The organism is Blautia caecimuris (assembly GCF_024622975.1).
In the GTDB taxonomy this organism is placed as follows: Bacteria; Bacillota; Clostridia; order Lachnospirales; family Lachnospiraceae; genus Blautia_A; species Blautia_A caecimuris.
In genome coordinates this window covers 309,142-323,426 of record NZ_JANJZT010000001.1, presented here as the reverse complement: position 1 = coordinate 323,426, position 14,285 = coordinate 309,142, and the positions used below count along the sequence as shown (strand labels likewise).

Genomic DNA, 14,285 nt, shown 5'->3' with positions numbered 1-14,285 from the left:
ATTTCTCTTTCCATTCCGGGTAATAACATTATGCTTCAAAAGGACTGGAAAGAATTCTGTCCTCTTTTACAAGATAGATTCCTCTTGGAGTCACCCGGATTTCAGGAATAACCGGAAGCGCCATAAAGGACAACGTGATAAAAGGATCAAACCCTTTTTTGATTCCCATTTCATATGCCCTGGGGATCATTTTTCCCAGAAGTGCATTTACATTTTCATACCCTGCATCACTCATCAGCCCCATAACCGGAAGCGGCAGTGTATCGTAAACTTTTCCGTTCTGCATCAGCGTGTACCCGCCCTGGGTGCGCAAAAGTTCCTGCACAGCCAGATACATGTCTCTGTCATTGTCTCCGATCACAATCAGATTGTGAGAATCGTGAGAAACACTTGACGCGATGGCTCCTCCTGTGATCCCGAACCCTTTTACAATGCCGACTCCTGTTTTTCCTGTATTCTTATGGCGCTCAATCACTGCAATTTTCTGATAAATGCCATCTGCGGCAAAAATCCTCTCTCCTGCTTCTTCTCTGAAAGGAACCTCCTCCACAAGATCTTCTGTTACGATCTGTCCCTCTACCATCTGAAGTACATGGGCTTTTTCTCCTGTATGTACAAGCCTCAGATCCTTTTCACTGAAATTCTTTAAATGAACGGTATTTTTAAGATAAGGGGAGCAGGGGCGGATCTCTGTTTTTTCATCTTTCTGGATTTTTATGCCTTTATGATAAACTTCCAGCACGTTCATGTCTCTGAGATTATCCAGAACCACCAGATCAGCCTGATAGCCAGGAGCAATGGCACCCAGATGCTTCAGTCCATAACACCGGGCGGCCTGGATCGTTGCCATTTTAAGCGCCTTTTCCGGAGCCAGTCCAAGCTGTACCGCGCGTTTTACATTGTAATTAATATGTCCCTCTCTCCGTATCTCTTCAATGTGTTTATCATCTGTACAAAAGCAGAATCCTGAAGTATCTGTATGATTTTTTACGATACCATTTATAATAGCTTCCAGATTGCGCGCCGCACTGCCTTCCCGGATCAGCACCTGCAGACCGTTTCGGCATTCCTCCATAGCATATTCATAGTCCACACACTCATGATCCGTTGCAATTCCCGCCAGCGCATAAGCTGCCAATTCTCCCTCTTCCAGAAACGGCGCATGTCCGTCCCGGATACGATCCTGAAACAATCCCAGTTTTTCATGCATGGAAACACTGCCATTGATCACGGAAACGGCGTCCATCACCTCTCCAAGTCCCAGAATTCTCGGGTTATTCAGATAACTCTTCATTTTTCCTGCTGTCAGAGTGCATCCATTGTCATCTACATGGGTTGCAGGCACACAGGAAGGCATCATCACATACACATTGGCAGGAACATCCTCTGTCTGCTCCAGAATATAATCAATGCCGGCTGTTCCTGACACATTGGCAGATTCATGAGGATCCACAATAAATGTAGTAGTTCCGCACTGGGCAGCCTGACGAATCAGCTCTCCCGGAGTCACAAGAGTAGATTCCAGGTGAAGGTGACTGTCAATAAAGCCAGGGCAGAGATACTTTCCGGAAAGATCTGTTTCCCTCTCACCGCTGTAGCTTCCTGTTCCAAGAATCAGTCCGTCTGCAACAGCCACGTCGCCTTTGCGGAACTCACCTGAATGTGCATAAAAAATATTCGCATTTTTCAAAACAAGAGGGGCCTTTCGAATTCCTCTTGCCATTTCAGAATATATACGATACTGTTCAAGCTCCATATCCCTGCCTCCTTTTTGATATCTGAGAATATTCCGGCTTTATATTCTCATAAATTTTTGTTTTTATCTGTACATACAGATTTTTCTTTATATTAAAGTTATATTTCAATTATATTATCATTTTTCTTACATATTTTCAATTATAATTTGTGTGTTTTTAATAAATCGCAGCGTTTTTGTTTTCTTATTTTGGTTTTTATCCATAAATATTCTAAAAACTATTCCATCTCTTTCTGGCTCTGATCCTGTATGTTGAGCATACAGAACTTATTTATTTTTTATATCTGTATGATACATACTGCAGCAGATTCACTCTTACTCTTTTGCTCATCCTTTTATGACAGATAAAATAACCACTCCTTATAGACCAGAACAGCCTTATATCTAAAAAATTCCTTTATTAAAGAGATGCTGCCAGTATCATTTGCTGCAAAACAAAAACTCTGAGAGCTTCCATACCCGGAATGTATCTCAGAGTTTCTCTTTTTATTCAGTACAGAACCGCCCCTCAGACAATGCTCTGCCTGGTTTCTTTTATTTCCAGTGATATTTTGTAAGCTGACCCTCCAGCTGCATATGGCTGAAATTATGCTGTCTCAGAGCCTCATAAAGAATTACTGCCACAGAATTGCTGAGATTCAGAGAACGGATATCGTTGATCATGGGAATCCTTACACAGTGTTCCTGATTTTTAAGAAGAATTTCCTCCGGTATGCCTGCGCTTTCCTTGCCAAACATAATAAAGCAGTCCTCCTCATAGCTGATATCTGCATAGGTCTGAGGTGCTTTTGTACTGGCATAGTAAATTTTTGCCCCCGGATTTCTGTTCAGAAAATCCTCATAATCAAGATAAGTAGTTACATCCAGATCCTTCCAGTAATCCATTCCGGCTCTTTTTAATGCCTTTTCGCTGAGACTGAAGCCAAGAGGCTCGATCAAATGAAGCCTGGTTCCTGTTGCCACACAGGTTCTTCCGATATTTCCGGTATTTGCCGGAATCTCCGGCTGGTGAAGTACAATATTCAACATATCTGTTTCTCCTTGTGTTTTTCTGGAAGTATACTGCCATTTTCCTTGTCTGTATTGTGCATATACAGCCTTTTGTTTCTCCCTTTACAGAAACGTCACATTTATGTTCTGTTTTATATTCTGCTTTCCTGTTTCCGTAAATGCCATGTCTTTAGTTCTGTATATCTCTCATTTATGGCTTTTCTGATTTTTATCTTTGCCCGGAAGCAGGCCTTTATTTTTCCAGGAGCTTCCCCAGGAAAATTTTGTAAGCTCATCTTCAGCAGGACGTTCCAGATATCTGCAGTTTTCTCCGCTGTACAGTAATCTGTCATTGCCCTTTACAGCCTTTCCGATCACAGCCGCCGGAATTCCTTTCTGTCTGCAGAAAAGCTCAAGCTCCGCCCCATTTTGCGTGCCGATCAAAAGCGCCCCTTCCGAAAAAAGCCTGTAAGGATTCAGATCAAACCTCTCACAGATTTCTATGGTTTCCTGACGCACAGGTATTTTGCGGAGATCTGCCTGAATTCCTGTTTCTCCGGCCTCTGCCATTTTCCACAGGCCGGCAAGCACACCGCCTGTTCCCAGAACATAAAGCGCATCTGCTCCCATATTCCGTGCAGCTTCCCATACAGAGGATTTTTCTGCACAGGCTCTTTTTCTCCCGTTCATCTGCTCACAGGTAAGATTTTCCCGGTCTCCTAAAAGAACCTCCGCGTCATATGCTCCATAAAGAGAGGGGCTTCTCTGCGCATCCCAGAGAAAGCCTTCTGAAAAATAGCTTTTAAGGGTTTCTTTTTCCTTTTCTGTGATCAGAGCTGTCCCTGACAGGGCGATATCTCCTGCAACAACCAGATCATCCCCTGCCTTCAGTTCACCTGTGATCTCAGCTCTTAATGCTTCCATTGCTTTCTGTCCAAGTTTCATGTATCGTTTCCTCTGTCAGACAAGAATGGACAGGATACTTGGAACCACCATGGCAAGCACAAGGATCACAGCGATCACTGCTGTAATTATTTTACGTTTTTTCGGATTAAACATTCCCATATTTGTCACCTCTTTTATATTACGGATCACGCTTCTGTTTCTATATCATTTACCGGGTTCCGTTCCAAAAAAATCTGTTCTGCCCGGGCATTGTTTGTAAGAAGGTCACGCACTTCATAATCAAACAGAACCGCGCTTCCGTCACCAAATACTTCAATGTGAGCTGTTTTTGGAATTTTATTTGCTTTCCTGTAATTTCTCACAGATGCTTCATAAGGCTTCTGATCCATAGCAAAAACCGGACGTTTTTTCAGCTTTTCTCTCAGATAAAGATCATATACCATATGCTGAGATGCTGTATTTACAGGAAGCTGTGTCTTCTCTTTCAGAAATTCCAGGAGAATCTCATAACGCCTGAGCCTGGAATGAGAGATCTCTTCATATCCTTTTTCCTCATAATAGGCTCCCAGACTTTCATAAAAAGAAAACATCTCCTGATAAAACATCTCGATCCAGGAAAGCGTTTTCCGGAACTGACCACTATTATAATACACTTCCACCATACTTTCCACCATTTTCAGCTTCAAAATATCCTCATAAGAAAGCCAGGCTGTAGACAGAACCTCATAAGGCTCTTTTTCCTTGTACAGAATTTCATATTTTTGCGCCTCATGATACATGGAAGAGCCTTTCAGCACCTTCAGAAATCCCAGCTGAAGCTGATCCGGCTTCATGCGGTAAACCTGTTCAAAGGAACGCTGGAAGCTTTCATAATCCTCACAGGGAAGTCCGGCGATCAGATCCAGATGCTGATGGATATTTCCAAAGCTCTTTACACGGGCCACAGATGCTTCCAGCTTTTTCAGATCCATGTTCCTGTGGATCGCACGGATGGTATCCGGATTTGTGGACTGAACTCCAATCTCAAGCTGGATCAGTCCGGGGCGCATTCTGCTCATCAGCTCCAGCTCTTCCTCACGAAGCAGATCAGCGGATATTTCAAAGTGGAAATTCGTCACTCCGTTGTCGTGCTCCAGAATATACTTCCAGATTTCCATTGCATGATCGTGTTTACAGTTAAAGGTCCTGTCCACAAACTTTACCTGAGGAACCTTTTTATCCAGGAAAAACTGAAGCTCTTTTTTTACAAGCTCCAGATTGCGGAACCGAAGCTTTTTATCAATGGAAGAAAGGCAGTAGCTGCAGGAAAAAGGACAGCCTCTGCTGCTTTCATAATAAATGATCCTGTTTGCAAAATCCTCTGTCTGCTCATAGGCAAAGGGAACTCTGCTTAAATCCATTACTTCCCGCCATCCGTTGTGAAAGATCTCGCCGTTTTCCTGGAACGCAATTCCCCTGATATCTGCCAGCGTCCCTTTTTTTTCTATGTAATAACGGGCAAGCTCCAGAAAGGTTTCTTCTCCTTCCCCCACCATAACGCCTGTTACCTGAGGCATTTCCTTTAAAAAATTTTCCGCATCAAAAGAAACCTCCGGGCCTCCGACCCAGAAGGCCGTACCCGGAAGTATTTTTTTAAGGTCAAAGATCAGTTCCCGGACAAAGGAAATATTCCAGATATAGCAGGAAAAACAAACTACCTCTGCGCCGCTTCTGTAAATCTCCTTCAGGATCTCATCCTTTGTCTGATTAATGGTATACTCCCCAAGAAGTATGTGTTCTTTATATTCAGATGCAAACGCTCTGAGATCATACACTGCCGGATTGGAGTGGATGTATTTTGCGTTGCATGCTGCCAGCAAAATTTTCATATGTCAGACTCCCCGATGCCCGGCTCAGTCATTAAGAAGAGCAAGCAGATCATTCTTGGAGGTAAGTCCTACGACACGGTTTGCTTCTTTTCCGTTCTTAAATACCAGAAGAGTGGGAATACTCATAATCCGAAACTGCTGGGCAAGAGCAGGTTCCTGGTCCACATCCACCTTCCCTACTGTATATCCCTCAGCTGCGATCTCTTCTACAATAGGCGCCTGCCGCATACACGGGCCGCACCAGGTTGCCCAGAAATCCACCAGAACCGGCTTTTCTGACTGAAGTACCTCTGTTTCAAAATTCTGTGATGTTAAAGTAATTTCCATAATCAATCGCTCCTTTATTTTTTGAATTTTCTTCGGATATATTTTCCTGCGCTGATTCCTGCCGCGCAGCCTTCTGAGACGGCTGTCGCTACCTGAAGCAGGCCGCCTGTACAGTCTCCTGCTGCAAAAAGTCCCGGAATCGTTGTTTCCATTTCCTGATTTACTCTGATATTTCCTTTTTCTGTAAGTTCAGCTCCCATCTGCCGGGCAATCTCCGTACTTCCCGCTGTTCCAAGAGCTACGAATATCCCGTCAGCCGGATAAAAAGACTCCTTCTGACCATCACTTTCCAGGATACTCATATCCTGTTCCATCCGAAGGCCGGAAACAGTATTCTCACCTTCTACTGACTGGATTTTCATGGTATTCACCTGAATATCATGTTCTCTTGAAAATTCAGGCTTTTCCCCATTGGTATAAATCGTCACGGAAGGAGTCACATTTTTCAGCTGCTCTGCCTCATGAAGGGCAAAATCACTGTTTCCCAGAACTGCAACCTGTTTTCCCCTGTAAAAAAAGGCATCGCAGATAGCGCAGTAGCTGACTCCTTTTCCTTCGTATTCTCTGATTCCCGGAATAGAGGACGCTGCCCGTTTACTTCCTGTAGCAAGGATCACACTTTCTGTTTCTATGTCTCCGTCTGTTGTTCTGATTGTAAAAGTATCAAATCCGCTGATCCCCAGAACCTGGGTTTCCATGACTCTGACTCCCAGAGCCTTTGCCTGGGCAATTCCTCTGTCAAAAAGCTCCTGCCCGGAAAGAGGCTTCTCCAGGCCATAATAATTTTCTATTTTTTCTGCTTTTTCAAGGGCTCCGATCCCTGTGTGGATCACAAGAGGATCCAGATTTCCTCTGGCTGTATAAAGAGCTGCGGAAATCCCTGCCGGACCTGCGCCAATGATCACTACATGTTCCATTTCCATTCACCTGCCTTTTTCTATAGTATACTGTTTTCCTGAAAAGATTTCTGTGATTTTATCACAGAATAAAAATTTCTGTTTTGGACAAAGCATACAAGTCCGATTCAAACTTCTTTGAAAATAAGAATCACGACCACCGGCTTGCTCTAACAATAAGTAAGACAGAACCGTCCAGAAGTTCTGAACTGATTCTGTCTTATTTTATTCACATTTATACAATCCTGTCAAGGGCACAGATCTCCACGCCCTCATCGGTCAGAGCTCTGCGGATTTTTTCCACAAACGCAAGGGCCTTGGCCCCGTCTCCGTGAACGCACACAGAATCTGCCTGAATAGGAATATCCTTTCCGGTAATTGCCGTAACCTTTTTCTCTTTTACCATCCGCACTACACGGGAAACCGCAAGCTCCTCGTCTGTGATCATTGCGCCTTCTTTACGGCGGTTTACAAGAGAACCGTCCTCCTCATAGGCACGGTCCGCAAAAACCTCCAGCGCGGTGCGAAGTCCCAGGTCTTTTGCCGCCCGGGCAAGCTCGCCGCCGGAAAGAGCCAGAACAATAAGCTCCGGATCAAAGTCTTTGATCCCCTGACAGATTGCAAGAGACAGCTCATAGTCTTTGGCAGCCATATTGTAAAGGGCTCCATGAGGCTTCACATGCTGCATTTTCATATGATGGACTCTGCAGAAGGCTTCCAGCGCTCCAAGCTGATACAGAACATAAGCCTTTGCCTCGTCAGGGCTGACGCTTAAATTCCTTCTGCCAAATCCCATCAGATCCGGCAAGCCCGGATGCGCCCCCACACAAATGCCGGCTTCTTTTGCCATGCCAAGAGTCTTATCCATCACAACGGGATCAGAAGCATGATAGCCGCAGGCTACATTGGCTGATGTGATCAGAGGGATCACCTTATCGTCATTTCCAATGGTATAATTGCCAAAGCTTTCTCCCAGGTCACTGTTTAAATCTACTTTGTACATAAATCCTGTCACTCCTATTTAATATGCATCAGATTTTCAATAAATCCTGTATCTGCCTTTCCTTCACAGAATACCGGATGTCTCATGATCTGATACTGAAAATCAAGATTTGTTTCCACTCCTACGATCAGCATCTCATCCAGCGCAGAACGCATTTTCTGAAGAGCAGCCTCCCGGTCCGGAGCATGGACGATCACCTTTGCGATCATGGAATCGTATTCAGAAGGAATCCGGTATCCTGTATAAAGTCCGGTATCCACCCTTACTCCGTTTCCTGCCGGAAGATGAAGATGCTGAACCACACCGGGACTTGGCATAAAGTTCTTTTCCGGTATCTCTGCGTTGATTCTGCACTCAATGGCATGACCGCGCAGCTTCACATCCTCCTGTTTAAAGCTAAGAGGAAGTCCCATGGCAACTCTGATCTGCTCAATGATCAGATCCGTGCCTGTAACCATTTCTGTAACGCCATGCTCCACCTGGATTCGGGTGTTCATTTCCATAAAAAAGAATTCACCCTTTGGGCTTACAATAAACTCAATGGTTCCCGCATTGGTGTAGTTTACTGTTTTCGCAGCCAGTACCGCATACTGGTTCATTTTTTCTCTGGTTTCCTCTGTGATGGCCGGAGACGGAGATTCCTCGATCAGCTTCTGATGATTTCTCTGAACAGAGCAGTCTCTTTCTCCAAGAGCCACAACATTTCCGAATTTATCTGCCATGATCTGAATTTCCACATGACGGGGATTTTCCACAAACCGCTCAATATACATGGTGTCGTCGCCAAAAGCGTTTGCCGATTCTCTCTGAGCCACATTAAACTGAAATTCAAATTCATCCTCTGAAGCAGCTACTCTCATTCCTTTTCCGCCGCCTCCGGAGGATGCCTTGATCATAACCGGATATCCGATCTCTCCGGCAAGCTTCAGTCCTGTTTCCGCATCATAAACAGGTTCCTTTGTTCCCGGTACTACAGGAACTCCGGCTTCCATCATGGTTTTTCTTGCCTGAGATTTATTTCCCATTTTATCGATCACGTCTGCGTCCGGACCTATGAAGGTAATCCCGTTTTCCTGACATCTGCGGACAAATTCACTGTTTTCAGATAAAAATCCAAATCCGGGATGAATGGCGTCCGCTCCCATATTTCTGGCTGCCTGGATGATCCTGTCCATATTCAGATAACTGTTTCTGGCAGGGCCCTCTCCAATACAGATTCTCTGGTCTGCCAGCTGTACATGAAGGCTTTTGGCATCCTCTTTGGAATAGACAGCCACACTGCGTATGCCTAAATTTCTGCAGGCGCGGATAATTCGGACAGCAATTTCTCCCCGGTTGGCAATCAAAATTTTGTTAAACAATATTCAGGCCTCCCTCCGGCTTTTATAATTTTTTTACACGGAACAGAGGCTGTCCGTATTCTACCTTCTGCTCATTGCTTACAAGAACTGCTTCGATCTCACAGTCAAAATCGCTCTGGATCTCATTCATCAGCTTCATCGCTTCCAGAATACATACTGTCTGTCCATTTTTTACCTGGTCTCCCACCTTTACAAAAGTCGGGGCATCCGGCGCCGGAGCTGAATAAAAGGTTCCCACAATGGGAGAAGTGATAAAGAGCTTCTCATCTTCCTGATCCGCTTCTTCCACAGCCGGCTCCGGTGCACCCGCAGCCGCTGCTGCCGGCACTCCGGCTGCCACTACAGGAGGATGATCCAGCTTGCTCATTGTGATCTTCATATCGCCCTCTTTCAGAGTAAATTCTGTCAGAGAAGAATTTTCGATTATTTTTACCAGTCCTTCAATTTTTTCTAAATCCATTCGTATCTCTCCTTTTCTGCTGCATTTTCTATTGATACCTGAAGGTACAGGCTGCTGCTCTCACAGCACTGTCCTGTACAAAACTTTATTCGAATAATTTCCTCAGTCTTTTTGCAACCAGTCTGCAGTCCAGAACCTCTTTGCAGGGCTGATGTATGATCTTTCTCATGGCATCCAGCTCTTCGATTTCTTTCAGGTAAAGAGCCTGGGCTTCCTGCACGGAAATTGCGCGGAACCGGAGCTTCTGGTCTGTTTTTCTCTGGACTACTGCCGGAATATCTACAGACGCCACTGTGGCGATCTTTCCGTATCCTCCTGTTGTCTGTCTGTCAGAAAGAAGAATGATCGGTTTTCCGTGAGAGGGAACCTGCACAGAGCCAAAAGCAATTCCGTCGGAAATGATATCTGAGGTTTCCTTTGGAGCGATAAACGGTCCCTCCAGTCTGCAGCCCATTCTGTCAAAATCACTTGTTACTGTATACTCGCTGCCTAGAAATGTCTCGATTCCCTGTCTGCTGAAAAGCTCTTCCTGAGGTCCCATGACCACGCGGATCTCTGCCTGGTCCTGATCAAAATTTTCCGGCTCCAGCTTTCTGGAAAGGAAAAACGGAAGGTATCTTCTCTTTATACGGAAATTCATGTAATCTCCCGCCTGAAGCTTCCTTCCCTTAAAGCCTCCGATTCCGCTTTTCATATTGGTGCATCGGCTTCCCATAACCACCGGAATATCCAGATAACTGGAAAAGGCAATATATCCTCTGCTTCCTGTTCTTGCGCTTCCGAATTTCAGAATATCTCCCTTATTCATATAGAGAGCCGTGTACATAGGTACCGGTTCTCCATTGACCTGAGGCTGAAAATCTCCTCCGGTAATGGCAATAATGGTTGCTGATGTAAATTCCAGTGTGGGACCGATCAGCGTCATTTCCAGTACCGCCTCGTTTTCCGGATTGTCCAGAAGAAGATTGGCGATTTTAAAGGAACGCACATCCATGACGCCTGCCACGGAAAAGCCCTGACTCTGATATCCGGTTCGGCCAAGATCCTGAACTGTTGTCAACATTCCGCCTTTTAATACACGAATTCCCATTTTACACCTCTTCCTCGTGGATCACGCACTGATATTCTCCACGTTCCACAGCATCCTTGATACGCAGATATTCTTCCTCGTCCACCGGGACAAACCTGATATAATCTCCGGCTTCTACCAGAATCGGCACTTCCCGGTCCGGATCATAGGTTTTTACCGGAGTCATACCCATAAGCTGCCAGCCTCCCGGAGAATCCAGTGGATAAATACCTGTCTGAGAACCTCCGATTCCCACACTGCCTGCACTGATCCGTATTCTCGGATTGGCAAGTCTTGGGGTATGGAGCCGTTCATCCAGTCCCCCCAGATAGGTAAAGCCCGGCAAAAAGCCCAGCATATAGATCAGATAGTCTTTTGAGGAATGAATGCGGATCACCTCTTCCTCTGTCAGACCTGCATGCTCTGCAATGTTCGCAATATCCGGTCCATATTCGCCGCCATAGCATACCGGAATCTCAAAAATCCTTTTGCAGGTCTCTCCGGCTTTTACTTCCACCTTTACCAGTGCCTGCATTCTTTCCCGGATCTCATCATAGGAGATCACTCGGGGATCATAATTGATCAGAAGAGAACAGAATGCAGGAATCATGTCCACCACGCCCTCAATGTGCTGTTCCTTCATAAGCTGAATAGTAGCAGAAATCTTCCTGTTGATCTCCGGACTGATCTCCTTTCCGAATTCAATCAAAATAGAAGAATCCCCTGCTGTTAAAATTCTGATATTCTGCATGTTTTTCTCCTTGATTCATAAATATCAGAAAAAGGTGTAAGCCTCTGCGACCACACCTTTCCCCGTTCTCACTATGCTCAGAATAAACTTCCCAGATTTGATACAAAGGTTGTGATTCCAAGATAAGCAGAAATAATAACTACAATAATTCCAAGTACCAGAAGCCATGCGGGATGATGATAATTTTCTCCCATAATAGCCTTTTTCTTTGATGCGATCAGACAGATTCCCAGAGTGATCGGAAGAATCAGTCCGTTCAGAGCGCCTGCAACCACAAGAAGAGTTGCCGGATTTCCAAGAATCAGCATGATCAGCGTAGATGCTGCGATAAAACCGATAATCACACCATTCTCGTGCTTTTCGATAGCCGGATGGAAGGTCTTTAAAAAGGATACGGAAGTATAGGCTGCACCAATGATAGAAGTAATTGCCGCACACAAAAGAACAAGTCCTGCAAAACGGTATCCGATCTCTCCCGCGCCTTTTCTGAACGCATCTGCTGCCGGGTTGGCAGGATCAAGAGCCACACCCTTTACTACTACGCCAAGCACTGCCAGAAACAGGAAAATACGTACGATCGTTGCAATACCGATTCCCATTACAGAGCTTTTGTTGATCTCTTTTAAATTCTTTTCACCTGTAATACCTGCATCGATCAGACGGTGAGCTCCGGCAAAGGTAATGTATCCTCCCACTGTTCCGCCCAGAAGTGTGATGATCGCAGGCACAAGAGCCTGTACCCCTGCATCCGGAACAAACGTATTCTTAATGGCTGATCCTACCGGAGGCTTTACAACTACGATCACAATAAAGATAACAACGATCATAATTGCTCCGAGAACCTTTGTCAGTGTGTCCATGGCGCCCTTTGCATTTCTGGAAAGAAATACCAGGATTGCCAGTACTCCGGCAAGTACATATCCCACCTTGGTCGGAATTCCCAGAAGGGTATTAAAGCCCAGCGCACCTCCGCCAACGTTGCCGATATTAAATACCAGACCGCCTAAGACCACCATAAAAGCTACCAGATATCCAAGTCCCGGAAGCACTTTATTTGCAACCTCCTGTCCTCTCAGTCCTGTCACGCACAGTACTCTCCAGATATTCATCTGCGCCACTGCTGACAGTAGAATGGAGATCAGGATTACAAATCCGAAGCTTGCCTGAAAATCACTGGTGAATTTAGATGTCTGAGTGAGAAATCCAGGTCCGATCGCTGAGGTTGCCATCAGAAAGGCTGCACCCAGAAGCGCACCTCCGTTCTTCTTTTTTTCGCTCATGCTCTTTCCTCCTTTTCGTTTTTGATAGAAAAAGACACTCTGCGTTGCGCAGAGTGCCTGCTTCAAACTCTTTGTTTATTATATCATAATTTACAGTATCCAACAAGAATTTTTTGATTAACCCACAAGCGGATATTTATCTGTCAGTGTTTTTACAAGGGCCTTTGCCTGTTCTCTGTTATCACGGCTTTTCAGCATCAGAGAAATGGCTTCCGCGATCACATCCATATCTTCCGGCTTCATTCCTCTGGAGGTTACTGCCGGTGTTCCCAGACGTACGCCGCTTGTTACAAACGGAGACTGAGGATCATTTGGAATGGTGTTTTTATTGCAGGTAATGTTTGCCTCGTCAAGAAGATTTTCCATTTCTTTTCCTGTTACCCCAAGGTTTTTCAGATCTACCAGCATCAGATGATTATCGGTTCCTCCGGATACAATATCAACGCCTCTGTTCTGAAGTCCTTTGCAGAGCGCCTGAGCATTTTCCACTACCATGCGGGCATACTCTTTAAATTCCGGCTGCAGAGCTTCTTTCAGGCATACCGCCTTGGCAGCGATCACATGCATCAGAGGGCCTCCCTGGATTCCCGGGAAAACAGCTTTGTTAAAGTTAAATTTCTTTGCATTTTCTGCGCTGCTCATGATCAGTCCGCCTCTTGGGCCTCTCAGTGTCTTATGTGTGGTTGTTGTTACAACGTCAGCATAAGGGACAGGACTTGGATGCTGTCCGCCTGCCACAAGACCGGCAATATGAGCCATATCCACCATAAGATATGCTCCCGCCTCGTCTGCAATCTCACGGAACTTCTTAAAATCAATGGTGCGGGCATAGGCACTGGCACCTGCGACGATCATTTTGGGCTTACATTCCAGCGCAATCCTGCGAACCTCGTCATAGTCCAGGATGCCGTCATCATTTACTCCATAGGAAACCGCATGGAAATAAGTACCTGACATATTTGCCGGACTTCCATGTGTCAGATGGCCTCCGTGGGCAAGATCCATGCCCAGCACGGTATCCCCCGGCTTCAGCATTGCAAAAAATACTGCCATGTTTGCCTGGGCTCCGGAATGAGGCTGAACATTTACATATTCGCAGCCAAAAAGCTCTTTCGCCCTGTCGATCGCAAGCTGCTCGACTTCATCCACACAGGCGCACCCGCCGTAAAATCGTTTGCCCGGATATCCCTCTGCATATTTATTTGTCAGCGGACTTCCCATTGCTGCCATAACAGCCCTGCTCACCCAGTTTTCGGATGCTATCAGCTCGATGTGAGAATTCTGACGCTGCACCTCCGCCTGAATCAGATCCGCGATCTCTTTATCTGTCTGCTGAATTTCTTCTAATGAATACATGCTCATCCTCCTTGTAAATATCTTTCTCCGTAACGAAACGTCCATGTCTGCTTCAGACTCTCTGAATCCCTCAGACCTTCCGTGCTTAAAACTGTTACTGCTCTCCGCAACACTAGAATTGATTATACCTGAATCCCCTATCTATGTCAACGAGAAAAAGACATTTGTCCGTCATACAAAAATTTTTGTATTCTTTTTCAATTTCATTAAGTTTTTTTTGACTATTTATGATATCTTTTTTATAATAGAGTGAAGTATTAAC

Annotated in this window: 13 protein-coding genes; all 13 read right to left on the bottom strand. The window is 45.3% G+C overall.

What is annotated here, in order from left to right; genetic code table 11:
- Positions 1 to 28: 28 nt before the first annotated feature.
- The 13 genes from ade to glyA all read right to left on the bottom strand — a co-directional run bounded on the left by ade (position 29) and on the right by glyA (position 14,023).
- Positions 29 to 1,756 carry an adenine deaminase gene (gene ade / locus NSA57_RS01450; RefSeq protein ID WP_257463773.1) on the bottom strand — a complete coding sequence of 576 codons (1,728 nt, stop codon included), beginning with the start codon at positions 1,754 to 1,756 and terminating at the stop codon, positions 29 to 31.
- Positions 1,757 to 2,290: 534 nt separating this feature from the next.
- Positions 2,291 to 2,785, bottom strand: coding sequence for a tRNA (cytidine(34)-2'-O)-methyltransferase (locus tag NSA57_RS01445; protein ID WP_147598114.1), 495 nt, complete (start codon positions 2,783 to 2,785; stop codon positions 2,291 to 2,293).
- Positions 2,786 to 2,953: 168 nt separating this feature from the next.
- Entirely contained in the window at positions 2,954 to 3,691 is a 738-nt protein-coding gene (locus NSA57_RS01440) for an AIR synthase-related protein (protein WP_147598113.1), read from the bottom strand.
- Between the two features lie 146 nt (positions 3,692 to 3,837).
- Positions 3,838 to 5,520: a B12-binding domain-containing radical SAM protein gene (locus tag NSA57_RS01435; RefSeq protein ID WP_257463772.1), complete on the bottom strand. Its 1,683-nt coding sequence runs from the start codon at positions 5,518 to 5,520 to the stop codon at positions 3,838 to 3,840.
- A 24-nt stretch (positions 5,521 to 5,544) separates the two neighbouring features.
- Complete coding sequence (trxA, locus tag NSA57_RS01430; RefSeq protein ID WP_022068926.1) at positions 5,545 to 5,847, bottom strand: thioredoxin; 303 nt, start codon at positions 5,845 to 5,847, stop codon at positions 5,545 to 5,547.
- A gap of 14 nt (positions 5,848 to 5,861) precedes the next feature.
- The gene (locus NSA57_RS01425; protein ID WP_330671274.1) at positions 5,862 to 6,770 is read right to left on the bottom strand and encodes an NAD(P)/FAD-dependent oxidoreductase; all 909 of its coding nucleotides are present in this window, start codon (positions 6,768 to 6,770) and stop codon (positions 5,862 to 5,864) included.
- Positions 6,771 to 6,978: 208 nt separating this feature from the next.
- The gene (locus NSA57_RS01420; protein ID WP_257463771.1) at positions 6,979 to 7,746 is read right to left on the bottom strand and encodes a LamB/YcsF family protein; all 768 of its coding nucleotides are present in this window, start codon (positions 7,744 to 7,746) and stop codon (positions 6,979 to 6,981) included.
- A 14-nt stretch (positions 7,747 to 7,760) separates the two neighbouring features.
- A complete protein-coding gene (gene accC, locus NSA57_RS01415) occupies positions 7,761 to 9,107 on the bottom strand; it encodes an acetyl-CoA carboxylase biotin carboxylase subunit (RefSeq protein WP_022068923.1) in 1,347 nt (448 codons plus the stop codon).
- Between the two features lie 22 nt (positions 9,108 to 9,129).
- Entirely contained in the window at positions 9,130 to 9,567 is a 438-nt protein-coding gene (gene accB / locus NSA57_RS01410; protein ID WP_257463770.1) for an acetyl-CoA carboxylase biotin carboxyl carrier protein, read from the bottom strand.
- A gap of 85 nt (positions 9,568 to 9,652) precedes the next feature.
- Positions 9,653 to 10,657, bottom strand: coding sequence for a 5-oxoprolinase subunit C family protein (locus NSA57_RS01405; protein ID WP_138270022.1), 1,005 nt, complete (start codon positions 10,655 to 10,657; stop codon positions 9,653 to 9,655).
- Position 10,658: 1 nt separating this feature from the next.
- A complete protein-coding gene (gene pxpB / locus NSA57_RS01400) occupies positions 10,659 to 11,387 on the bottom strand; it encodes a 5-oxoprolinase subunit PxpB (RefSeq protein ID WP_147598108.1) in 729 nt (242 codons plus the stop codon).
- 77 nt (positions 11,388 to 11,464) lie between these two features.
- The gene (locus tag NSA57_RS01395; RefSeq protein WP_147598107.1) at positions 11,465 to 12,667 is read right to left on the bottom strand and encodes an NRAMP family divalent metal transporter; all 1,203 of its coding nucleotides are present in this window, start codon (positions 12,665 to 12,667) and stop codon (positions 11,465 to 11,467) included.
- Positions 12,668 to 12,784: 117 nt separating this feature from the next.
- Positions 12,785 to 14,023, bottom strand: coding sequence for a serine hydroxymethyltransferase (gene glyA, locus NSA57_RS01390; RefSeq protein WP_022068918.1), 1,239 nt, complete (start codon positions 14,021 to 14,023; stop codon positions 12,785 to 12,787).
- Positions 14,024 to 14,285: the final 262 nt, after the last annotated feature.

Bases quoted from the DNA above. Each gene is read 5' to 3' on its own strand.
- ade (WP_257463773.1), bottom strand. From the start codon at position 1,756: ATGGAGCTTGAACAGTATCGTATATATTCTGAAATGGCAAGAGGAATT.
- NSA57_RS01445 (WP_147598114.1), bottom strand. From the start codon at position 2,785: ATGTTGAATATTGTACTTCACCAGCCGGAGATTCCGGCAAATACCGGA.
- NSA57_RS01440 (WP_147598113.1), bottom strand. From the start codon at position 3,691: ATGAAACTTGGACAGAAAGCAATGGAAGCATTAAGAGCTGAGATCACA.
- NSA57_RS01435 (WP_257463772.1), bottom strand. From the start codon at position 5,520: ATGAAAATTTTGCTGGCAGCATGCAACGCAAAATACATCCACTCCAAT.
- trxA (WP_022068926.1), bottom strand. From the start codon at position 5,847: ATGGAAATTACTTTAACATCACAGAATTTTGAAACAGAGGTACTTCAG.
- NSA57_RS01425 (WP_330671274.1), bottom strand. From the start codon at position 6,770: ATGGAAATGGAACATGTAGTGATCATTGGCGCAGGTCCGGCAGGGATT.
- NSA57_RS01420 (WP_257463771.1), bottom strand. From the start codon at position 7,746: ATGTACAAAGTAGATTTAAACAGTGACCTGGGAGAAAGCTTTGGCAAT.
- accB (WP_257463770.1), bottom strand. From the start codon at position 9,567: ATGGATTTAGAAAAAATTGAAGGACTGGTAAAAATAATCGAAAATTCT.
- NSA57_RS01405 (WP_138270022.1), bottom strand. From the start codon at position 10,657: ATGGGAATTCGTGTATTAAAAGGCGGAATGTTGACAACAGTTCAGGAT.
- pxpB (WP_147598108.1), bottom strand. From the start codon at position 11,387: ATGCAGAATATCAGAATTTTAACAGCAGGGGATTCTTCTATTTTGATT.
- NSA57_RS01395 (WP_147598107.1), bottom strand. From the start codon at position 12,667: ATGAGCGAAAAAAAGAAGAACGGAGGTGCGCTTCTGGGTGCAGCCTTT.
- glyA (WP_022068918.1), bottom strand. From the start codon at position 14,023: ATGTATTCATTAGAAGAAATTCAGCAGACAGATAAAGAGATCGCGGAT.